The sequence below is a fragment of the Brasilonema sp. UFV-L1 genome (genome assembly GCF_012912105.1).
Taxonomy (GTDB): Bacteria; Cyanobacteriota; Cyanobacteriia; order Cyanobacteriales; family Nostocaceae; genus Brasilonema.
In genome coordinates this window covers 1-22,319 of the sequence record NZ_QMEA01000077.1, presented here as the reverse complement: position 1 = coordinate 22,319, position 22,319 = coordinate 1, and the positions used below count along the sequence as shown (strand labels likewise).

Annotated in this window: 18 protein-coding genes and 1 pseudogene; 15 read left to right on the top strand and 4 right to left on the bottom strand. The window is 41.7% G+C overall.

All coding sequences use genetic code 11. The features are described 5' to 3' along the window. Positions 1-147 precede the first annotated feature (147 nt). From DP117_RS21285 to DP117_RS21235, 11 genes are all read left to right on the top strand, one after another. Entirely contained in the window at positions 148-414 is a 267-nt protein-coding gene (locus tag DP117_RS21285) for a hypothetical protein (RefSeq protein ID WP_211176254.1), read from the top strand. Between the two features lie 346 nt (positions 415-760). Further along, on the top strand, positions 761-2,437 hold the full coding sequence (locus DP117_RS21280) for a class I adenylate-forming enzyme family protein (protein WP_169220244.1): 1,677 nt from the start codon (positions 761-763) through the stop codon (positions 2,435-2,437). Between the two features lie 391 nt (positions 2,438-2,828). After that, positions 2,829-3,527 (top strand): iron-containing redox enzyme family protein, encoded by a 699-nt coding sequence (locus tag DP117_RS21275; protein WP_169220243.1) that lies wholly within the window; start codon positions 2,829-2,831, stop codon positions 3,525-3,527. 158 nt (positions 3,528-3,685) lie between these two features. Beyond that, the gene (locus DP117_RS21270) at positions 3,686-4,135 is read left to right on the top strand and encodes a cupin domain-containing protein (RefSeq protein WP_169220242.1); all 450 of its coding nucleotides are present in this window, start codon (positions 3,686-3,688) and stop codon (positions 4,133-4,135) included. A 63-nt stretch (positions 4,136-4,198) separates the two neighbouring features. Then, a complete protein-coding gene (locus tag DP117_RS21265) occupies positions 4,199-4,990 on the top strand; it encodes a class I fructose-bisphosphate aldolase family protein (RefSeq protein ID WP_169220241.1) in 792 nt (263 codons plus the stop codon). Continuing rightward, positions 4,987-6,108: a 3-dehydroquinate synthase II family protein gene (locus DP117_RS21260; RefSeq protein ID WP_169220240.1), complete on the top strand. Its 1,122-nt coding sequence runs from the start codon at positions 4,987-4,989 to the stop codon at positions 6,106-6,108. The genes DP117_RS21265 and DP117_RS21260 overlap by 4 nt, the downstream gene beginning before the upstream one ends. Positions 6,109-6,759: 651 nt before the next feature. Then, positions 6,760-7,197 carry a GNAT family N-acetyltransferase gene (locus DP117_RS21255; protein ID WP_169220239.1) on the top strand — a complete coding sequence of 146 codons (438 nt, stop codon included), beginning with the start codon at positions 6,760-6,762 and terminating at the stop codon, positions 7,195-7,197. Positions 7,198-7,287: 90 nt separating this feature from the next. Continuing rightward, positions 7,288-7,485 carry a hypothetical protein gene (locus DP117_RS21250; protein WP_169220238.1) on the top strand — a complete coding sequence of 66 codons (198 nt, stop codon included), beginning with the start codon at positions 7,288-7,290 and terminating at the stop codon, positions 7,483-7,485. Between the two features lie 713 nt (positions 7,486-8,198). Continuing rightward, on the top strand, positions 8,199-8,573 hold the full coding sequence (locus DP117_RS21245; protein WP_169220237.1) for a hypothetical protein: 375 nt from the start codon (positions 8,199-8,201) through the stop codon (positions 8,571-8,573). A gap of 12 nt (positions 8,574-8,585) precedes the next feature. Further along, the gene (locus tag DP117_RS21240) at positions 8,586-10,862 is read left to right on the top strand and encodes a LamG domain-containing protein (RefSeq protein WP_169220236.1); all 2,277 of its coding nucleotides are present in this window, start codon (positions 8,586-8,588) and stop codon (positions 10,860-10,862) included. Positions 10,863-11,055: 193 nt separating this feature from the next. Further along, on the top strand, positions 11,056-11,325 hold the full coding sequence (locus DP117_RS21235) for a MerR family DNA-binding transcriptional regulator (RefSeq protein WP_248277758.1): 270 nt from the start codon (positions 11,056-11,058) through the stop codon (positions 11,323-11,325). Here the strand turns inward: DP117_RS21235 and DP117_RS21230 are convergent. The 3 genes and pseudogenes from DP117_RS21230 to DP117_RS21220 form a co-directional block, all read right to left on the bottom strand. Next, the gene (locus DP117_RS21230; protein ID WP_169220235.1) at positions 11,255-12,001 is read right to left on the bottom strand and encodes a pentapeptide repeat-containing protein; all 747 of its coding nucleotides are present in this window, start codon (positions 11,999-12,001) and stop codon (positions 11,255-11,257) included. The two genes, DP117_RS21235 and DP117_RS21230, sit on opposite strands and share 71 nt — an antisense overlap. 3 nt (positions 12,002-12,004) lie before the next feature. Continuing rightward, positions 12,005-12,646 (bottom strand): hypothetical protein, encoded by a 642-nt coding sequence (locus DP117_RS21225; RefSeq protein ID WP_169220234.1) that lies wholly within the window; start codon positions 12,644-12,646, stop codon positions 12,005-12,007. Between the two features lie 207 nt (positions 12,647-12,853). After that, positions 12,854-14,195: pseudogene (locus tag DP117_RS21220) on the bottom strand (transposase). 485 nt (positions 14,196-14,680) lie between these two features. Between DP117_RS21220 and DP117_RS21215 the strand changes: the two are divergent. Together DP117_RS21215 and DP117_RS21210 are read left to right on the top strand one after the other, a co-directional pair. After that, the gene (locus DP117_RS21215) at positions 14,681-16,828 is read left to right on the top strand and encodes a GAF domain-containing protein (RefSeq protein WP_169220233.1); all 2,148 of its coding nucleotides are present in this window, start codon (positions 14,681-14,683) and stop codon (positions 16,826-16,828) included. 14 nt (positions 16,829-16,842) lie between these two features. Next, positions 16,843-17,268 (top strand): response regulator, encoded by a 426-nt coding sequence (locus DP117_RS21210; protein ID WP_169220232.1) that lies wholly within the window; start codon positions 16,843-16,845, stop codon positions 17,266-17,268. A gap of 306 nt (positions 17,269-17,574) precedes the next feature. Here the strand turns inward: DP117_RS21210 and DP117_RS21200 are convergent, their stop codons facing one another. Beyond that, a complete protein-coding gene (locus DP117_RS21200; protein ID WP_169220231.1) occupies positions 17,575-17,754 on the bottom strand; it encodes a hypothetical protein in 180 nt (59 codons plus the stop codon). A 161-nt stretch (positions 17,755-17,915) separates the two neighbouring features. On the opposite strand from DP117_RS21200, the gene DP117_RS21195 reads away from it, so the two are divergent. Further along, the gene (locus tag DP117_RS21195; protein WP_211176253.1) at positions 17,916-20,162 is read left to right on the top strand and encodes a response regulator; all 2,247 of its coding nucleotides are present in this window, start codon (positions 17,916-17,918) and stop codon (positions 20,160-20,162) included. A gap of 111 nt (positions 20,163-20,273) precedes the next feature. Beyond that, positions 20,274-22,154, top strand: a complete 1,881-nt coding sequence (locus DP117_RS21190; protein ID WP_169220249.1) for an ABC transporter ATP-binding protein — start codon at positions 20,274-20,276, stop codon at positions 22,152-22,154. Positions 22,155-22,319 lie beyond the last annotated feature (165 nt).

Genomic DNA, 22,319 nt, shown 5'->3' with positions numbered 1-22,319 from the left:
TATTAGTGAGGTGATCGGCAAGTCAGTTAGCAACACCGAGAAAAGTTATCAGAGTGTTGTCTCTTTTTGCAAACAACTTCTTAGAACAGCAATCTTTAATTGTTCAGAAAATCTTCATTAAATTAAGTAGTTTAAAGATTGTATGATATGAAAACAAATAAAGGTATTATTAATAATAATCAGCAACTTATGGTTGTATCAATCAATCAAGAATCTATTGATTCTTTTTCATGCTTGATTGATGGAGAATGGCAATCTGGCACTTGGTTAAAATTATCTAATCTACCCAAGTTTTTTTATTTTGATGAAGCTATTTTACTGTGTCAAAAAAATGAAAATAGTTGGCTAGCTTGGATTCCAGACTATGGAGAGATCCTACTGCATACTGTTAAACTCATTGACATCAATTTCTAGGTATAATAGAATAATTTTTTCATTGAAATTAGCACATGATGAAGCACAAAAAATGTCTTATATCTCTTGTAAAAACCTGAAGCTAAAGTACTTAATGTTGCGGAGTTGAAAGTTGGAGATAAGTTGCTTGGCTAGACTGCACTTAGTGAACTCCATGTTGGACTCCTGGTTCAAGAGTCTTGTATTGAACAATAGACTTAACGAAGACGCTCAATATGTTTTTCAGGGATATTTGACTCAGAAACAAAAGCTATAAGCATAACTTAGGATTACCTGAGCTTCTTTTTGATAGTTTTTATGTCAATCATTGTCAACAATAAAACTGCGATTTTTTGTCAGAAAAATTATGACTAGTCACAAAACAATATTGCCACTTTACAAAAGAATTCAGTTGTTTTTCAACCAAAAATTAGGATGTGGAAATTTCTTACATTTCGCTGTAACGAATAACCCCTATCGAGATCGTCATATTTTCTTTTTAGAACAACCTTTCAAAAGTTTTACGGGAGATACTATCAACAGCTTTAGCTTATCCTTATTAAAGGATGTAGTTGATAAGTATGCCTCCTGGTACTATCAATCTGGCATTCGCGAGAATGATCCTGTTGCCATCTATTTAGAAGATGGAATCGGCTACTTTATTCATTATTTGGCGCTAAACAACCTCGGTGCTATTCCGGTTTTAGTAAATGGTTTGATGCCGCCCGATATCGCTGCCGACTTTATCCGTCGTGTTGATGCTGTTGGTTTATATACCGACGAGAAGCACCTCGATAATATTAGTCAGTGTGTCAAAAGTAATATATCATTAAAGTTTATTACCACAGATGCAAGAAATTCACTGACTAAGCAAAGAGATATACCACTGCCACAGTGGTATCCGTATTCTCCTACAGATTCGCATCCAGTTATGCTTTGCCATTCGTCAGGCACTACTGGAAATCCTAAACCAGTCATATTTCAACATAGGCAATTTTTTGTTGGGAAACGAATTCGTCTACTAAAGTTTCCTGCAAGTCAATTCGATAAATTTTTGTTTGCCTTACCGAGTTCGCATTCTGCTGGAATCAGCTACTTTATGACATCAACATTACTCGGTTTACCCACTACGGTTTTATCTGATTTGTCTGGGAAGAACGCTATTATCCACATTCAAAAATTTAAACCGACTCTATTTGCAGCATTTCCACAAACTTATGCTGAAATGGCTTCAGAACCTCTAGAAAATGGACAATTGCACTCTGTAAAAATGTGGTTTAATACTGGAGATGCAGCCCATGAAGCTCATATAAAAACTCTCGTAACAGCAGGAAATACCAAATCAGTCTTTATTGATGGTCTTGGCGCATCAGAGCTTGGTATGGCTTTGTTTAATAAAGTTTCTAGCCGAAAGACAACTCTTTTTGGTCGATATATGGGAGAACCACGCAGCTTTGTAAAAGCTGTAGTTTTAGATGAGGAGGGGAATATACTTCCACCATATAAGGTAGGTCTACTTGGCATTAAATCTCCAACTATTACAGCAGGATATTGGAATGACTCAAACAAAACTTTAAAAAGTTATAAGCAAGGATACTGGACTACTGGCGACTTGGCCTATTACGATAAAGATGGGAAATTTTACCATCTTGATCGTTCCACTGATGCTATTCAGTCTGACAGTGGTCCAGTATATAGTCTGCTCATTGAAGAATTAATTTTGAAGCAAAATAATAATGATGTGGCTGATTGTGCAGTCATAGGTGTTCCTAATCAAAAGGGAAACTCTAGTTTAATTGCTTTCATCAAACTAAAGTCTGACAAAACTATTCAAGCATCAACATTATTAGATGCCATCAACAAGCAGCTAGTCGATATCAATTGCGAACAATTAACTGCCTCTATAATAGTAAAAACTTTTCCAGTTGGATCTACTGGAAAAGTTTTGAAGAGAGAACTTCGAGAGCAGTATAAAAATTTCCTAACAGATTCTAATAACTTAATAAGTCAGGGTGTTTATGATTTAGCTTACTCTGCAAAATAGGGTTATAGCAATCCGTTTAGGAGTTGTAAACTTCCAGACTTGGGGAGGGAACGGTAAACACGAAAGAGAGATATATTGGGAGGATCCAATCAATGGAAGAAGCATAATGATCTGGCGCTCTTAACCCTAGCATATAGTAAGTCTAAAAAAGTCGCTCTGCCTTCATTAGATGCTCCCAATATACTACGAGTACACAGGTGTACTTGTTTTTTTTCACACATGATGAACCGATGGCTACATGTTGCAAAAACTGTAAACGTTCAGGTGGCTAAAAAAGATGTCCTTAATTCAAGATAAATGAGAATTTTTTCGGGGATAAAACCTAGTCGTAAAGGGCGGTTTTTGTGAAAAATCAAAAAAGCATTCAAATATTATCCAAAAAGAGAGACTTATGCTGGTAATATCTAATCAATTAGAGCAATTAAATTACCTCAAAGATAATCACGCATTCTGGAACAATAGTCTCTTGCAAGCTGCTCAATCTGGCGCTCTGACTATCAAGGACTACCGCTACATTTGGGGGCAATACTTGCTTTACTCCCAAAATTTTACTCGTTATGTAGCTGGAGTTATGGCAGTGTGTGAAAATGATTACTATCGCGCTTGCCTATCCGAGAATCTTTGGGAAGAGAGTGGTGGCTGTAAACTAGAAGAGCGACACAGTGAAATTTTCAGAAAATTCCTAAAACGGCTCGATATCAACCCTTTAAAAATTGAATACGCTGACTTTACACGGATATTTGTCCAACAATACTTGCATGAAACCCGTTGCTCAGATGCACTCTGGTCAAGTGCTTTATTATCTCTGGGTACGGAAGCGATTGTGCCTCGAATGTACAATATTTTCATTCAGGGAATGCTCAAAGCAGGCATTCCTGATGAGTGGCTGTATTTCTTTCACATACATGTTGAATGTGATGATCGACATGCAGCGACATTGAGAGAATTACTGTGTTCTTTTAATAAAGAAAGTGACTGGTTTGAGCGGTGTGCTTGTGCTTTGGATAAAGCACTAACAATTCGAGCTAATTTCTTTGAGAATCTGTATGCTGCCTGTTTACAACAACAAAGTAATTTCCATTTTGGATAACATCAAAATTACTAAAGCACCCTACTCAAACAGATTTAGTGAAGCATGTGACTTCATAGGGATATTTTTAGTCACGGAAAAAAAATTGGCGTTGCATAGTTATGGGATGCTCCCGGCAGGTAGGGACACAATTAGACATTAAATAAGGAACAAATACTATGAACAGTGTTAATTTTCAGTCTGTAGATTTTGACAAGACCCCTCCTACTGTTCAACTGCGTATGCCGGAGCGGTTAATTCATAAATGCTTTGAGGCTGGCGGTATCCACAATGCCTATTCTGAGATCCGCAAGCACCCGGTATTCTTTGTCGATCTGCCCTCCTTTGCAATCAGCATGACTATTGGTGGGCTGAATCCCGGTGGTTGCTCTAATCGGCATCGCCATACCTACGAAACCATTCTTTACATCATTGAAGGGCAGGGCTACAGTCTGATTGAAGATCGACGAGTGGAATGGGAAGCTGGAGACGCCGTTTACATTCCCGTATGGGCATGGCATCACCACGTGAATTTAAATCAAGACAAACCTGCCAAGTACCTTGCTTGTGAGAATGCACCAATGCTGCAAAACATGGGTGGTCTGGCTCTGCGCGAAGAAGCCAAGTAGGCGTTTTTGTAGGATCAATACGTCAACAAGATGTTAAGGAGAATGGAGTGGTAAGGGGGATTTATGATATTGGGAAAAAAATCGCGTCTTAGTAGAATTCTTAAAAATCGAAGTAATTATTTTATTTTGCCAATAGATCATGGAGTAACTCTTGGTCCTATTGGCCATCTGACAGATGTTAAAGGTTTTATCAACTCTTTGCCACCACAAACAATTAGTGCAGTAGTAGCTCATAAGGGTTTAGCTGACTCGATATTACCCTTGTTAATCTATAAGAATATATCTTTGATTTTGCATCTATCTGGCTCAACAAACTTATCCACGGATCCATCTAGTAAAAGCTTAATCAGCAGTGTTGAGCATGCTATTAAGTTAGATGCAGATGCGGTATCAATCCACATCAATATTGGGGCAAAAGATGAGTCTAAAATGCTAAAAGACTTTGGATTTATATCAGAAATATGCGATCAGTGGGGAATGCCTTTATTGGCAATGATGTATTGTCGTGGGGATAAAATCCAAAATGAATACGATGCACAAGCAATCTCTCATGCTACTAGAATTGCATGGGAGTTAGGCGCAGATATAGTAAAAGTCAACTATACTGGCAGCGTTTATTCATTTAAAGAAGTTGTGGAAGCAGTTGACATTCCTGTAGTGATTGCAGGAGGGCCAAAACTGGGTTCAGATAATTTAGTTTTGTCAATGATAAGAGAATCAATAGAAGCTGGTGGTAGAGGAGTCGCTTTGGGAAGAAACTTATTTCAGCATAGCGATCCACATTTTATGTCTCAAAGAATAGCAAACATACTGAATCATTCATCGTTACTTGAATTACAAGAGGCATTAGTATGAAATTAGCTTGGTTGGATCTTAAGAATACTAAAGAGTCAACAACTCAAATTTTGGCGCAGCCTAACATTAATAGCTTAGATGGAATTGTTGTAGATTCTTTAGAATCTATTCAAAATTTTCCACCCAACGTGGATTCCAGTGTAAAACGCATTGCTTTTGTCAAAGACATAGAGCATATTGAAAAGTTTGCTGGTCTTGCAAATATCATAATTGTTGATGCTTCCTGGGCACAGGAAATACGGGATTTAAAAGAAAAATACCAGCCCATGGAAATAGGTGTGTTTGTCGATGTTGTGGATGAACATACACTGCACATTGCTTGCGAATCTGCTAAAAACGAAAATTGGACTGTTATATACTTTAAAGATCCAACCAAAATCCCTTTAGAAATTGTCATTGCTGCAGCAGAAAATGCTAATGGCAAGATAATCACCGTTGCAAAAGACATTGAAGAAGCAGAGATTATTTTAGGTGTTCTAGAAAAAGGTTCTCATGGAGTTATGTTGGCTCCTACAAACCTTGCTGACGCCGTGCAACTTGCAACTATCTGTCATAGGGTAAGAAATGTAAAAATTCCCCTAGAGGAGTTGGAAGTAACAAAAATAACTCATATTGGAATGGGTGAGCGTGCTTGTATAGATACTTGCTCTTACTTGAAAAAAGACGAAGGAATACTGATTGGCTCTTTCTCTAGGGGAATGATCTTGGTTTCTAGTGAGACACACCCATTACCATATATGCCAACACGTCCTTTCCGTGTCAATGCTGGTGCTATCCACTCTTATGCAGTTTCTAATGTCACTCTCACCAATTATTTGAGTGAACTAAGTTGCGGTGATAAGATTTTGGCTGTTGATTGTGAAGGCAACTCACGCCAAGTTCTCATCGGAAGGATGAAAATTGAAATCCGTCCACTACTGAGTATAGATGCAGTATCAAAATCTGGAGAAACTGTGAACTTGATTGTGCAAGACGATTGGCACGTGCGAGTACTTGGTCCTAATGGTAAGGTACTCAATGTTACAGAGTTAACTCCTGGAGAATTATTGCTTGGTCATATTGCTCCAAGTGGACGACATGTTGGGTTTCCAGTTCAAGAATATTGTCTTGAAAAATAATAAGACTTAGGTAACAAACGGAAAGCTCTCAAGAAACACATCCCATCGTAGTAGAATATTATTGGAAATCAAAAAAGCTTATTTTAGAAGCTCTTTTCTGTGCAGCTTCATATTAAATTGGTATTAGAACAAAAGTGGTACTTGTAATAGACCATTCAGGTGATTACACTTAACAAAGAAGTTAACAAAGAGCCTGTAATTCCCCTACCTCGGTCTAAGGGATGAAGGGCTGACAACTAGTTATTGATTTGCTCCCATTTACTAGTAAATGCTTGCAGATAGTAAATGGCTTACGTTCTACTCAGAAAAGCGGTCGAGTTTCTGGGAATGAGTGCAAACACTTTGAGGAAATATGCAGATGAAGGGTATATAAGGCGGGTAACGACAAATCTGTCTTCAACTAAAAATGATTTCAACTCATTAAGGGCGGAAGACAGGTGAGGAGTTACCAATCTAGAGGTGCGGGTAACCGATGGATCCAGTCTTCGACCAAGTGAGTAACTGTTTTCTTATTTGATGCTGCATCGGTTTGCAGCTTGTGTCATCTCTGGTCTGAAAGTCTAAGATTTAGTCGCTTATTTTTCATAAACGTCCGCCCAATATCTGTACATTTTTGTTGACATAAATCAATCTATTAAAATAATTGTGCTGATGCTAGAAGAGTTGAATTTACAAAATATTGATGCAGCATTAATGCTTTTCAAAAAATATCAAGAATTTTACGAAGTACAAAATATTGATGAAGAGAAGAATCGCAAACACTTGCAAATGATTATGGATAATGAAGAACTTGGCAAGTTATTTCTTGCACAGGACAATTATACTTATGTTGGGTTTGCAACAATTTATTACTCATTCTCAAGCAGAATTGCAGAAAAAATTGCTATCTTGAACGATCTGTACGTATTGGATAGTAATCGTGGAAAAGGCTTTGGCAGGCAGCTTCTGGAACACTGCTTTATCTATCTTAAAACGCGTGGGATAAATACAGTGAGATGGACAACGCGTCAAGACAATGTAACTGCACAGAAACTGTACAACTATTATGCAAATGGAACCGAGTGGCTAATGTATTCTTATAAAATCTAATAAAAGCACCAGTTTATATCAGCATGCGTTGACGCGCAGCCGCTTGCCGACAGGCATCACTAATTGTATCTTTAAAATAAAGAAGTGCCAATGCTTGCGGGAACGTGCGGTTTCTTCGCCGCTGTCAAATTCTTAACTGAATACGATATCAACGCACACCGACCAGATGGACTACTGATCAGTTTAGTAAATTTGATAGTACCACACGAAAATATGGCGGGAGCAGGTAGCCCCGCATTTTTAAATCGGGGCGGAATGCCGACACGTCCTGATTTATCACGCGTGTAGAAAAACTTGGGAAGAAATTGCGTACCGGGGGAATGACTAGAAAAATGAGGCAAGCCCTTTTGGGTTGATCTGGAAGCTCCTCGATTTCTGGTGGGGTTATTAGGGCTTGCCTAACTTTGTTGTCCCAATGCGTCACATGTATGATATAAGTTAGTGGTGATCAGATACAGTGGTGATTCAAATACACAGATTTTCTGGGAAGCAAATGCTTAAACCACGTTGTTTTTGTCCATAATCCACGGCTCGCGGTGCTGGGATATTTTTGGACTCTGAATCAGGAAAGTTTTCATGTATTGTGGAGCCAAGCCGCTCCCGTGGTCAGCATGAAAGCGATGACCTAAACTGCAAGTGGAGTAAGCGAGTCTGTTCGCAAAGCGTGCCGAAGGCATAACCCCGTGTCCTGGTTACCCGGTAGAGCGGTTCGACCCATAGCTGGAAAACGTTGACCAGATAGCTGTTTTGTGAGCCAGGCGCTAACAGCGGGTTCCCCGACTTGTAGCGACTGGCGTTCGCGTTCGCGCAGCGTGTCCCCTTGGGACTCAGCGTCTCCGAAGGAGATACCCGTAAGGGTGCAAATAAAATCGCGCGAAAAGTTAATGCAGACTTCCAGCCATAATCCGCGTCTCTGAGCGAGCGCGGTGTGGCTCAATGAAAATCCAAAACCGTCACAGTTAGTACAAGACTTTCTTAACTTTGAATTGAGGAGGTAGAAGATGCAAAAGTTGCAAACTTTTTCTCAGGAATCTGAACAAAAAATGCTGAAAGAGAAACTTCAACCACTTGTAACTCGGGAAGTCATTGAAGAACATAAGCTCAATCCCATTGGAAAGCATAGCGATCAGCTGGAAAAACTACTTTTCAATATCAGAAAATATCACCCAAACCTCCGTCTAAATCAGCAAAAAGGCAGGTATGTAATTATTTGTACTAAACCTCATCAGGAGTGGTGTATTGGCGAACTTTCTGAGGTACGGGGTGTGCCACCTAAACTACTGACAGAGGAGAGTTTCACATCGAGACAAGAAGCTGAACATGCTGTTTTTCTTCGTCGTCTCAAAGATTTTGGATTTGTAGAAATTACATCATAGAGCTTCCTAAAAATGAGCAAGATAAATATTTTGAGCTACAGCGATCGCCTAAGTGTAGCACCAGGAGAAACAATTCGGTTCATGGTTAGCTGCGAAGGTGCTGATAGGTACGACGCTGACATTGTTCGTCTGATTCACGGGGATACAAATCCAGATGGTCCGGGTTTCAAAGAAGAACTTATTGAGACAACAGTCAGTGGCTCTTACCCTGGTCGAAAGCAAGTTACTTATTCTGGGTCCTATGTGCTAGTACCAGATCATCCTTTGTTAAGCGAGGTTGAAAGCCTATCGTTGCAAGCTATGATCTGGCCGAGCACTCCTAATAAGGGAGTACAAGGTCTGCTCACAAAATGGTCTGCGACAGAAAATGCAGGCTACGGTCTATTTATTGATGAGAATGGGTGCGTAGCTCTTTGGCTTGGCGACGGAGAAGGTCGAATCGAGAAATTAACTACGGGCAAGCCACTCCTGGCTAAGTGCTGGTACTTTGTCGGGGCAACGCTTGACACTCAAAGCGGTCAAGTTTGTGTCTACCAAGAACCAATAGTTAGTGCTGCTAACAGTAAAGTCTCTATGGCCTATCCTTTAGAAAGCACAACTTGTGCGATCGAGCATTCAACTAGTATTAGACCAGTTGCTGATAACAGCGCACCTTTGATTATAGCTGGATATTTAGAGCGAGTAGAGTCAGGCAGAACGATCGTTGGTGGACACTACAATGGTAAAATTGACAGACCACGCTTGTCAAACCGTGCTCTCACCCGCAGTGAAATGGAGTCGGTCGTGCAAGAAGTCTCAAACGATAGCTTGATAGCTGCTTGGGATTTTGCTTTTGGGATTACGGCACAGGGCATTGCTTCAAGTAAGGTAATTGATAAATCACCAAATATGCTGCATGGTGAAACTATCAACCTGCCAGTTAGGGCAATGACTGGCTATAACTGGAAATCAGAAGAACATAACTTCACTCACGCACCAGAGCAGTATGGGGCTATCCACTTTCATGATGATGACCTTGACGATGCACGATGGGAAGTGGATTTTGAGTTCACTATCCCTGACAATCTCAAATCCGGTCTATACGCAGCTCGTTTACGTTCAGGCAGCGATGAAGATTATGCCCCATTTTACATCAGACCGAAGAAGGGAACTGCTACGGCTCGAATCGCACTTCTAGCTCCCACCGCTAGCTACATGGCTTATGCGAACGACCACCTGGCAACCAATGCAGTTGTTGCCGAACTATTGCTCAGTCGCACGCCAGTTATGTACAGCAAAGACCTCTATCTTGCCGAACACCGAGAATTTGGATTGTCTACATATGATACCCATTCAGACGGTAGCGGTGTTTGCTACTCATCGCGTCTTCGACCAATTCTCAGCATGAAGCCAAAGTATAGAAGCTATTTGTCCCCTTCTTTATGGCAGTTCAATGCTGACCTTCATTTTATTGATTGGTTGACCGAGATGGGCTACGAGTTTGACGTGATCACTGACTCTGACCTGCATACCGAAGGAGCCGATCTCCTCAAAGCGTACAAGGTTGTTCTTACAGGAACTCACCCTGAATACTACTCGGAAAATATGCTAGATGCGATTCTAACGTATCAGCAAGGTGGTGGTCGGTTTATGTACATGGGGGGAAACGGTTTCTACTGGGTTATTGCGTATCATCCAGAAAATACAAATATTATCGAGATTCGGAGGTGGGGGGGCACTCAACCTTGGAGAGCTCAACCAGGTGAGCACTATCTGAGTTTTACGGGGGAACTGGGTGGTCTTTGGCGTAACCGAGGCATCGCACCACAAAAGATTGTTGGCACTGGATTCATTGCACAAGGTAGTGATGTCTGCTCATACTACCGCCGTCAGCCCGACAGTTTCAACGCAAAAGCTGCATGGATATTTGAAGGTGTCGGTGAAGACGAACTAATTGGTGATTTTGGGTTAATTGGCGGTGGTGCTGCTGGGTTAGAGATTGATATTTGCGATTTTGAGCTTGGTACACCTCCTCATGCTCTCGTGCTTGCTTCTTCAGAGGATCACACTAATGGATATTGGGAGGTTGTGGAAGAACTTTATTTTAATATGCCTGGTTTAAGTGGAGTTGAAAATCCCAGAGTACGTTCCGACATGGTTTACTATACTACGCCAAACAGTGGAGCAGTATTTTCAGTCAGTTCAATTGCTTGGTGCGGCAGCCTGTCTCATAACAACTATGACAACAATGTCTCGCGAATCACCAATAATGTGCTGAAACGGTTTATGTCCGATGAACCACTACCTTGAACCTTGCGTCCTTAAACTTGTGACTGGGAACAGTGCGATTTTGTGGGATGAACTGCAACTGGGTGTGTTCGCCTGGGTGTGGTCAAAGGTGCTTGGTCTTGGGGTAAGAAACTCTAACTAATTTGTTGGACATCTATTTACACCTTTTCCGGAATAGGTAACTATTGGGATATAGTCTATATCATCAAGCGATATGGAAACATCCGAGGTGACGATAAGTATTGGAGATGCCGCAAAAGAGTTAGGCGTTTCTACAAAAACGTTGAGAAGGTGGGCAGACTCAGGAAAAATTCGTTCAGAGCGCTCACCTTCAGGACAAAGAAGATTTTACCTAGCAGACATTAAGCGGATCACACCGCGTGACTTGAAGCAATTGGATGATCGTATAACCATTAACTATGCTCGCGTTTCAAGTCATGACCAAAAAGCAGATTTGGTACGTCCTGAAAATCCACACCACTAAGGTTAGCTCCTCTGAGTTTCGCTCCTTCAAGCTTAGCTCCTCTGAGATTAGCTCCTGCTAAGTTCGCTCCTTGGAGATTAGTCCATCTCAAGTCAGCTTTACTCAAGTCAGCCTCACTCAAGTTAGCTCGTAACAAGTATGCACCACTCAGGTGAGCTTGGCTGAGATTAGCTTTGTATAGGTCAGTTTTATAAAGGTAAGCCCCAATCACTTCTGCTTCGTACAAATTTGCCTTACTTAGATCAGCTCCAATCAAGTTAGCCGCGACTAGATTTGCAAAACAGAGGTTAGCACGGGTTAGCTTTGCATGACCCAAATCAGCATCTCTGAGGTTAGCAGCTTTCAAGTCAGTCCCAATCAGGTTAGCTTCAGTGAGGAAAGCGCTTTTGAGATTAGCCTCACTCAAGTCAGCTCCAATCAAAATGGCATGACTTAAGTCAGCTTGTGTCAATTTAGCACCGCTCAAGTTAGCAACACTAAAATTAGCCCCGCTTAAGTTAGCTTTCATAAGATTGGCTGTGTGGAGGTTAGCACCATTCAGGTCAGCATCTCTAAGATCTGGTTCAATTTGGGGATTTTGCTTTCTCCACTCATTCCATGCGATCGCCCTGAGTGAGTCTCCCGTATGAGCGATCGCACCTGCTTGTAGTAAAGCTAGATGCTCAAAATTTGCCATTTTTCACTCCTGACGCCTACTCTGAGAATTGACTCGACCTGCGACATTTTCAATCGCTGTTAACGCTCCTTGAGCACCTGCAAGAATATCCTGTTCTTGTCCACCTAAGTAAAGCCGTCCAAAGCTTCCTACAGGTTGAACTGCAAGAATGTTAATCGCCGCCGCTTTCTCTGCTTCGTTCGCAGCCAGTGCAGCATATGCAGCAGGTTCAACTTCTAAGACATACAGCGTTTGTCCTGCTAGCAGCATTTGTCCCCGGTTCGTGCGATTGAGAAGTTGTGCTTGGTAAGCATCTATATTGCGGATAATCTGATTGGAAACGACACGCGGTTTGAGACATTCGTCTTTTTCGACTCCTAGTGTCGCCAAAATAGCTTGACCTGCAGCTCGGGTTTCGCCTTGGGAGCTAGAATGAATTTCCAATAGACCGTACAGTCGTTCCACCACCAGTGCTCCTGGACGAACAGAGGCTGCTTTGAGTGCGACATCTGTAATCCGATTGATTTCGATACCAGGAGAAATTTCAATCCATAATGATGTATCGCCTGGTAATGGCAAGAAACCTTGAGCGACTGTTCCCATATATGCTGCATGCTGAGGTTGCAGGCTGTCGAGAAATACGAAACTGCGTAGTTCTATTCCCAAGGTTGTCCTCTCCAGTCATAAGGGGAAAAGTTATTTATTGCAACATGTTAAGTTTAAACTACCATATGCACGAACACTCGAAAAAGTTCTACCGAGCACGTTCAAGTCTATATGCGTCTGCGCCATGATCGCCTGCAAAATACATCCTTTATTCCTTAATTTGCAATCTTGACACTCCCCTGGCACTTTCGGTATCGCGCTACGCGCTTATTCCCGTAAAAAGCCAGGGGATTCTTGGTTCGTTGACTCGCCGTTAGACAACAGGTTTGCACCAATCGCCCAAGAGGGCAAATCTCCATGCCAGACGCTTCAAGTCGGCAGAGCCGCCCAACGCGCTGGCTCCCAAGCGTAGGTTCCCGTGTGCCCCACGGTACTGAGTCCTAATTTCAGGATGTTGATAGCTGCATTCACGTCCCTGTCTTCGGTATATCCACAATGAGGACAAACATGGGTTCTTGTAGACAGAGACTTTATTACTTTCATGCCGCAATTAGAACAATTTTGGCTTGTGTTGTATGGAGGAACTGCAACTGTGACCTTCCCATACTTGTAACCAAGATACTCCAACCAAGAGCGGAATGTAGACCAGCCAGCATCACTGATTGATTTAGCCAAATGTCGGTTTCTTGCCAGCCCTTTGACATTTAAATCTATGCCCTATGCCTGCGGCACGGCTACGCCTATCGGGCACGCTGCGCTATCATAGGCTACCAAATCGTTAGATTGGATGACGGAATACGCTAATCTCTTGCAATACTCTTTTCGTTGCCTACTTATTTTTAAATGCTTGCGAGCATACCTATTTCTGGCTTTATGGTAGTTGGTTGATTGAGGTTTGTTGGCTTTTTTTCTCGCTTTGTCGTACTTCTTGGATTTCTTGCGGTTAGCGCGGTTTAACTGTTTCTCAGACTTGCGGTAAAACTGGGGAGATGGTTCTAAATTACCTTTGTTGTCAGCAATGAAGTACTTCAACCCCAAGTCTATACCGACTACTTGACCTGTCGGTTGTGTTTCAACTTTGAGGTCAACATCAATAGCAAACTGAGCGTAGTAACCATCAGCGCGACGCACTAACCGAACACGCTTAATCTGCTTGATGTCGTAGTAGTTGAGGTTATAAGTTCCCTTCAATCTTCCATTTCAAGGTTCCTATTCCTTTTTTATCTGAAAAAGTTACGGCTTTTCGGGTATTTGAAAGTTTCCAGCCACTAGTTTTATATTCAACCGAGCGGCAATGCTTTTTAAAGCTTGGAAAGCCCTTTGTGCCCTTAACCTTCTTTTTGCAGTTATCGTAAAACCGCGCTATTGCGCTCCAAGCGCGTTCAGCAGCAGATTGTCTAGCCATAGAATTGAGTTCATCAGCAAAGGGGAATTCGGCTGCCAGTACTGCACAGTGCTTGTTCAGGTCATACCTATTCAAGTTTTTGTCTTTGTTGTCCATCCAAAACCTTAAACATTTGTTTTGAACGAACTGCGACGTACGAATAGCATCGTCTATTGCCTTGTACTGCTTATCTTTTCCCTTAACTTTGAACTCGTAAATTATCATCGGCTCGACCCTCCGGGGTCTAACACGTAAGAAAATGAGGCAGCCTTACTAGAACGAGTGCCCGTCTTGCCCCACAGATCAACGAAACAAAGGCTGCCTCATTTTCTAGGGGACAATGCGTAACCAAATACTTCTTTATGTTAACTACATTGACATAAGATGGTAGTGATTAGCATCACAGCAGGGTAAACCCTGCGTCGTGGTTTTCATGAGCCAGTGCTGCAGGAGGGTCTCCCTCCGTAGGCATCTGGCGTCCCCCGGACTGATAGCGTTAGCTCCGCGCCTCTAAAAGGGGCTAGCGTGGCGTTAGCCATAGCCACGGGGTTTTCAACCTACCCTTTATAAGGATTTGATATCATAGGAATGCTTATCCAAATGGTATCTGACATCTACCAAAAGTCGTATAATTGATAAGAAATATCAACATACACTTATCGAAATCAGCGACTTTTTAATTAAGTTTTAAAAAAAACTAATAAATCTTTATGGTTGTAATGATTGATAACGAAGCCGCGAGACTTGAAGCCCTCCGCCAATATCAAATTCTTGATACTGAACCTGAAGAAGCCTACGACAATATTGCCCAGTTAACTGCTCTCATTTGTGGTACCCCCATAGTCGTAGTCAATTTTATTGATGAAAACCGCCAGTGGTTCAAGGCAAAAATTGGTTTGGATGTTTCAGAAATGCCTCGTAGCGTTGGATTATCTTACCTTTGCCAAGAACGACGGAATGTGGTAGTTATTTCTGATACTTGGGCTGATGAAAAGTTGGCTAAGAATCCAGTCGTTACATCTTATCCCTATGTGCGGTTTTATGCAGGAGTTCCCTTAATCACCCCAAAGGGAGAGATAGTGGGGACTCTTTGCGCAATTGACCAAGTACCACAGGAACTCAGTCAAAAACAAGTAGAAGCACTTGTAGCACTCAGTCGCCAAGTCATTAGCGAACTGGAGCTAAGACGTAATTTAGCTGAGGTGTCTCGTTTTGCTGAGGAACTCAAGCGAGCTGAAGCATCTTTACGCGAAAGCGAACAGCATTTGAGGCTTGCATTAGAAGCTGCTAAACTTGGTTCTTGGGAGCTAGATTTGGAAACGGGCAATTTATCTTGCTCCAAACAATGCAAAGCAAATTTTGGTTTGTCGCCTGAAACGAAGCTTTCTTATGATAAGCTCCAGGAACGTATTCATCCTGAAGACCGCGCCTATATGCAGCAGTCTGTAAGACTTGCTTTAGATGAACGCAAAGATTATGAGGCAGAGTACCGCAATATTTGGTCTGATGACAGCGTTCATTGGATACTCGCACGAGGTGCTGGTACTTACGATGCTGATGGTCATCCAGTTCGTATGATTGGTGTCACACTTGACATCACCGCTCGCAAGCAAGCGGAAGAGGAATTAAAACGTCAAAACAAGTACTCTCAACTGTTTTCTGAAATCACCCTTAAAATTCGTCAATCTTTACAAATTGAGACAATTCTACAAACTACAGTCACTGAAGTTCAAGAACTGCTACACGCAGACAGAGTTATTATCTTCAGGTTGTGGGAAGATGGTTCTGGAACCGTGACCCAAGAGGCTGTGCTGCCAGGTTTTCCTATTATTTTGGGAAAAAATATCCTTGATCCCTGCTTTGCACAAGACTATCAAGAACCGTATCTTCAGGAGAGAGTGAGTGCGATCGCCGATATTGAAACGGCAAACATCCAACCTTGCTATAAAGAATTTCTCTTGCAGTTTGGTGTCAAAGCTAACCTTGTTGTTCCAATTCTTCAGAGGGATAACCTGTGGGGTTTACTCATCGCTCATCAGTGTGAGCGTCCCCGACAATGGAATAATGTAGAAATTGAGTTATTGAAACAGTTAGCAGACCAAATAGGTATTGCCCTGTCTCAAGCACAACTTTTGGAACAAGAAACCCACCAACGTCAAGAATTGGCTCGTTCCAATGCCGAATTAGAACAATTTGCCTACGTTGCTTCTCATGATTTGCAAGAGCCGTTGAGAATGGTGGTGAGTTACTTGCAGCTTTTAGAACGACGATATAAAGACAATCTCGATGCTAGGGCGAATGAGTTCATTGGTTATGCTGTGGACGGAGCGCATCGAATGCAAACACTCATCCATGACTTGTTGAGCTATTCCCGTGTTAGCACTCGTGGTCAGCCGTTTGAACTAGTTGATTGCAATTATATTGTGAATTGTGTTCTATCCAATCTCAAAATTGCTCTTGAAGAAAGCAATGCAGTTATCACCTGCGATACTTTGCCAGAAGTTATGGTGGACGCAACTCAACTGTCGCAGTTGTTTCAAAACTTAATAAGCAATGCAATTAAGTTCCGCAGCCAACAGCCACCGCAAATCCATATAAAAGTTGAACGTATAGAGCAAAGGTGGCAATTTATGGTGCGTGATCATGGAATTGGCATCGAACCTCAATACTTAGAGCGTATTTTTGTCATTTTTCAGCGTTTGCACACCAGAAATAAGTATCCTGGCACTGGCATTGGGCTAGCAATATGTAAGAAAATAGTAGAACGCCACGGTGGAAACATCTGGGTTGAGTCACAACCACAACATAGTACTAGTTTCTTCTTTACAATTCCTGATAAAACAGGAAATAAATTGTGAGCTTTGAATTGATCATGTCTATTGAGCTTTTGCTAGTAGAAGACAACCCTGGTGATGTGCAATTAACCCAGATAGCTCTCGAAGATAGCAAAATCTCCGTGAACTTGAATGTGGTGAGTGATGGCGTAGAGGCTATGGCATTCTTACGCAAACAGGAAAATTATACTCAGGTACCCACTCCTGATATCATCTTGCTTGATTTAAACTTACCTAGAAAAGATGGACGGGAGGTACTGGCAGAAATTAAAGCAGATCAAATTCTTAAACGGATTCCTGTCGTTGTTTTGACGACATCTGGGGCTGAAGAAGATATTTTAAAAGCTTACAATCTTAGTGCTAACTGTTATATTACTAAACCGGTTGATTTTGATCAGTTTGTCAAAATAGTACATTCAATAGAAAACTTTTGGTTCACTGTTGTCAAGCTACCTCCGGAGTGAGACCTTACCCCCTAAACAGCTTCTTTCAACTTGATTTTCCAGCTTCAATGCTACAAGAAAATGCCGTAAAACTGGTAATATACGATATTCAATTGGAGCAGATTGTACAATGGAAAGTCTAACAGATAAATTAATGTTCTATCAGCAAACTGTCCAAGCTCCTTTGGCTGCTTCTTCTACTCGCGATCGCCCCTGAAGTAAAAATTTGCTCAACTCGCCAGAGCGATCGCCCTCAACTACACTACTACCAAAGGCGATCGCTCAACAAGGGTAAACCGTCAACTTGAACTGGCGATAGCTAGCCCCTTAGGGGGCCTGCGCTAACGCTGCTGCGCTGCTTTGCAGATCGCCCAAGGATTGCTTTAACCCATTATCAACGTGCAAAACCTTATCGAAGACCAAGAGGCTCCCTGTTAAATCAATAATGATGACAATCACTTCGATCACTTTTATCACATGGTGGTTGGTTTTGTAGTTGGTTTGCACTTAAGTCCGCTACATTTTCTCGTTGCTTGCCGTACTGATCAGATGCATAAGTGTGGGCTGCTGCGTCAATATAATGATTAGGAGGCAGCAGCCCTCTTTTTAGGCATTTTCATGGGTCGCATAGCAACCAAAGAATAACAAATAACAAATAACTAAAAATAATGAAAATTTTATTAGTAGAAGACAATCCTGGTGATGTCGTTCTTTTGGAGGAGTTTTTACAAGATGTCTCTTCTGTAAAGTTCTACCTGAAGCAGGCGGAGCAACTGGACGAAGCGCTGCGCTTTTTGGAGCAAGAATGCTTTGATGTTATTTTGCTAGACCTTTTACTTCCGGATAGCCAAGGATTAGAAACATTTATCAAAATCCATCATCAAGCCCCAGCTATTCCCATTATTGTGTTGACAGGTTTTGATGATGAAACCTTGGCAATTAAAGCGATGCAACAAGGAGCACAAGATTATTTGGTCAAGGGACAGGTCAATGGTGATTTACTGGTGCGCTCAATGCGCTATGCTATTGAACGTCAGCGAACTGAAGAAGCACTGCGACAGAGTGAGGAACGATTTCGGGTTGCTTTAAAAAATTCGCCAATCATTGTTTTTAACCAAGATAAAGAATTACGCTACACCTGGGTTTACAATGCCAATCTTGCCCCGACAGCTGAAGAGATGTTAGGTAAACAAGATTCTGATTTGATTTGTGCTGAAGATGCTGAACGTTTAACGATGATTAAACGTGGTGTACTCACCACAGGTATAGGAACTAGAGAGGAAGTTTCTATCACAATTAACCAAGGAAAACGGTATTACGATTTAACTGTAGAACCATTACGCAATGAGTCGCAAGAAGTTATAGGCATCACCTGCGCTAGTATTGATATCAGTGAGCGCAAACTTGCTGAAGAGCAAATCCGCCAACAAGCAGCTTTGCTTGATGTCACCACTGATGCTATTTTTGTGCGAGATTTAGATAACCGCATCATCTTCTGGAATCAAGGTGCGAAAAATCTTTACGGATGGCAGGCTCAAGAGGTGTTTGGTCAAAATGCTAACCAATTGTTGTACAAGGAACAGCCATTAGAAATCGAAACGGCTCTTTCAACCGTTATGAGTAAAGGTCAGTGGCAAGGAGAAGTGACTAAAGTTACGAAATCAGGTAAAGAAATTCTCGTAGAAAGTAGCTGGACTTTAGTTTGTCATGAAGATGGGCGACCTAGAGCTATTCTGACTGTTGACACAGATATTACCGATAAAAAACTGTTAGAAGCCCAATTGTTCCGCGCCCAACGTTTAGAAAGCATTGGTACTTTAGCGAGTGGTATTGCTCACGACTTAAATAACATTCTCACGCCAATTTTGGCAGTATCTCAATTGTTACCGCTAAAATTCCCAGATGTCTGCGAGCAAGATAAGCACCTGTTGGAAATACTAGAAAACAGTGCCAAACGAGGAGCTGAACTCGTCAAGCAGGTTTTGTCATTTGCGCGAGGTGTGGAAGGTAAGCGCATGACTTTACAAGTCAAACACTTGATCCGGGAAGTCATAAAAATTCTTAAAGAAACCTTCCCAAAATTCATCGAAGTTTACGCTGATATACCGCAAGAACTGTGGCTGGTTTCTGGAGATGGAACACAACTTCATCAGGTGCTGATGAACCTTTGCGTCAACGCCCGCGATGCTATGCCTAATGGCGGTACTTTGAATATTTCTGCTGAAAATTTGTTTATTGATGACAACTATGCTCAAATGCATTTGGAAGCTAAAACTGGAGCGTATATCTTAATAAAAGTTTCAGATACTGGAGCTGGCATTCCTCGTGAAATTATTGATAGAATTTTTGAGCCATTTTTCACAACCAAAGAACAAGGTAAAGGTACGGGATTAGGTCTTTCCACTGTCATTGGCATTGTTAAAAGTCACGGTGGGTTTGTGAATGTATTCAGTGAAGTGGGTTCTGGTACGTCTTTTAAAGTTTACTTGCCAGCTGTCCAGGGAATGGAAACACAGCCAGTACAGGAGGTGGAGGTTCTTGCAGGACATGGAGAACTGATTCTGGTTGTGGATGATGAACCGTCAATTCAGGCAATTACCAAAGCGTCGTTAGAGGCATACAACTATAAAATTCTAACTGCGAGCGATGGTATTGAGGCGATCGCCGCCTATGCTCAACGTAAAAACGAAATCACTGCTGTGTTGATTGATATGATGCTACCTGTGTTAGATGGTTTAACTGCCATGCGGACTTTGCAAAAAATCAATCCACAAGTCAAAATTATTGCTACAAGTGGACTGATATCTGGCAATCAGCTTGCAGCAGTGGGCAATAATGTGAAGTCATTTTTGTCGAAGCCTTACACAGTTAAGGAATTACTGCACACTTTACAGCAAGTTCTTCAACAGAAGTAGGTTTTCCCATAACACATCCGTTACCCAATTGCATTCTGTGTTCTGTCTTCTGCGTTCTTGTTTCATAAAAAATTTTTGTGAGGTTGTAAAAATTAATATAATGCTCTTATGATGAGCACTGCCAAATCTCGGAAAAAATTTGACACAGGTTACCGTCGGCGTGAAAACGATTGGCGGTTGTTTTTGCGTCTACTACCTTACGCCCGCCGTCGTAGGCGATCGCTAGCACTTGCAATATTCCTGTTGGTGCCAATAGCTGTCGCTAGCGCTGTGCAACCACTGCTGATTGGACAAGTTATCTCTCTGATTCGTCAAGAATCAAGCACCTATGAGTTTTTACGAAACCGCCCGTTGTCACAAGCGCTAAATATCATCGAAGTGTTGTTGCTGGTAACAATCAGTGTACGACTGATATTGACAGGTTTTCAAGGTTATTTAGTACAAAAGCTAGGTCAGCAAATCACTGCCGAAATTCGTCGCGACTTGTTTCATCATGTTACATCTTTGGCAGTACGTTTTTTTGATAGAACACCCGTAGGTAAATTAATCACCAGGCTCACCAGTGATGTGGAAGTATTAGGAGATGTATTTTCCACTGGGGCTATAGGCATTGTGTCTGATTTGTTTTTGATGCTGGTGATTCTCGGTTTTATGTTTTCTATTCAGTGGCAACTTGCTTTTTTGCTACTGATGGTTTTCATCCCAGTGACAGGTCTTATAGTTTACTTACAGAAACAGTACCGCAAGGCAAATTACACAACAAGAGAAGAACTTTCTGGACTGAATTCTCAGTTACAAGAAAATATCATTGGCATGAATGTTGTGCAATTGTTCCGACGGGAAAGATTCAATGCAGAGTTGTTTCGTGTTAATAATCAACGTTACGTCCACGAGGTAGATAAGACCATCTTTTTTGATTCATCAGTTTCCGCAACACTTGAATGGATTGCCCTAATTGCAATTGCAGGTGTGTTGTGGGTGGGTGGTTATTTACTACTGCAAAAAAACTTGACTTTTGGTCTTCTATCTACATTCATATTCTATGCTCAGCGCTTATTTGATCCACTACGAGAGTTTGCGGAAAAATTCACTGTTATTCAAGCTGGTTTCACCGCCATAGAACGCGTGAGTGAAGTTTTGAATGAACCAATAGAAATAAGCGATCGCGGTAATCCCAGATTTTCAATTTACGATTCTCGGTTGGGTTACATAGACGAAATCACAGATAAGCTGGAATTTCCTGTTGAAAACTCCCAACCTGAATTCGGAGAAATTCGGTTTGAACACGTCTGGTTCGCGTACAAAGATAATGACTATGTGATCAAAGATTTAGATTTTACCATTCATCCTGGTGAGAAAGTCGCGTTAGTTGGTCCCACAGGTGCGGGTAAAAGTTCTATTATCCGTCTTTTGTGTCGCTTATACGAACCCAACCAAGGACGCATTTTGGTAGATGGTATAGACATTCGAGAAATCCCCCAAGCAGAGTTGCGGCGTTACATGGCGGTAATTTTGCAAGAAGGCTTTTTGTTTGCTGGTGATGTCAAAAGCAACATTACCTTAGGAGACAGCTACAGTTTTGAGGAAATTCAACAAGCAGCAGAAAATACGAATATTGCTCAGTTTGTTGAACAACTGCCCCAAGGTTATGATACTCAACTCAGAGAACGAGGTACAAATCTTTCTAGCGGTCAAAAGCAACTTTTAGCATTTGCTCGTGCTGCTATTCGCAATCCACAAATTTTGATACTGGATGAAGCAACTGCTAGTCTAGATGTAGGAACAGAAGCTTTAATTCAAGAAGCTTTAAACCAACTGCTAGCGGCGCGTACTGCAATCATCATTGCTCACCGGCTGTCTACAATTCGTAACGTGGATCGAATTTTGGTACTCAAGCGCGGAGAGTTAATAGAACAGGGAAGTCATGAAGAGTTGCTGCAGCAAGGAGGAATGTACGCTAGCTTACACAATTTACAGATGTTAGGAACTTGATTGAAGAAAGTACGGGCTTGTGATGCAGGAGAGAAGGATTGACCGGAGGCTGCGCTTTCCTTGCTCCGCGCTTTTTCTCCAATATCAATAATATGCAAGTTAAATGTGTTTTAGAGGTCATTTATAAAGTAAATATTAAGTAGGGTGTGTTACGGCTATGTAAGG

Coding starts and splice junctions, on each gene's coding strand:
- DP117_RS21210 (WP_169220232.1), top strand. CDS start 16,843: ATGTCTATTGAGCTTTTGCTAGTAGAAGACAACCCTGGTGATGTGCAA.
- DP117_RS21240 (WP_169220236.1), top strand. CDS start 8,586: ATGAGCAAGATAAATATTTTGAGCTACAGCGATCGCCTAAGTGTAGCA.
- DP117_RS21265 (WP_169220241.1), top strand. CDS start 4,199: ATGATATTGGGAAAAAAATCGCGTCTTAGTAGAATTCTTAAAAATCGA.
- DP117_RS21195 (WP_211176253.1), top strand. CDS start 17,916: ATGAAAATTTTATTAGTAGAAGACAATCCTGGTGATGTCGTTCTTTTG.
- DP117_RS21235 (WP_248277758.1), top strand. CDS start 11,056: ATGGAAACATCCGAGGTGACGATAAGTATTGGAGATGCCGCAAAAGAG.
- DP117_RS21215 (WP_169220233.1), top strand. CDS start 14,681: ATGGTTGTAATGATTGATAACGAAGCCGCGAGACTTGAAGCCCTCCGC.
- DP117_RS21255 (WP_169220239.1), top strand. CDS start 6,760: ATGCTAGAAGAGTTGAATTTACAAAATATTGATGCAGCATTAATGCTT.
- DP117_RS21230 (WP_169220235.1), bottom strand. CDS start 12,001: ATGGCAAATTTTGAGCATCTAGCTTTACTACAAGCAGGTGCGATCGCT.
- DP117_RS21285 (WP_211176254.1), top strand. CDS start 148: ATGAAAACAAATAAAGGTATTATTAATAATAATCAGCAACTTATGGTT.
- DP117_RS21260 (WP_169220240.1), top strand. CDS start 4,987: ATGAAATTAGCTTGGTTGGATCTTAAGAATACTAAAGAGTCAACAACT.
- DP117_RS21245 (WP_169220237.1), top strand. CDS start 8,199: ATGCAAAAGTTGCAAACTTTTTCTCAGGAATCTGAACAAAAAATGCTG.
- DP117_RS21280 (WP_169220244.1), top strand. CDS start 761: ATGACTAGTCACAAAACAATATTGCCACTTTACAAAAGAATTCAGTTG.
- DP117_RS21275 (WP_169220243.1), top strand. CDS start 2,829: ATGCTGGTAATATCTAATCAATTAGAGCAATTAAATTACCTCAAAGAT.
- DP117_RS21190 (WP_169220249.1), top strand. CDS start 20,274: ATGAGCACTGCCAAATCTCGGAAAAAATTTGACACAGGTTACCGTCGG.
- DP117_RS21250 (WP_169220238.1), top strand. CDS start 7,288: ATGCTTGCGGGAACGTGCGGTTTCTTCGCCGCTGTCAAATTCTTAACT.
- DP117_RS21270 (WP_169220242.1), top strand. CDS start 3,686: ATGAACAGTGTTAATTTTCAGTCTGTAGATTTTGACAAGACCCCTCCT.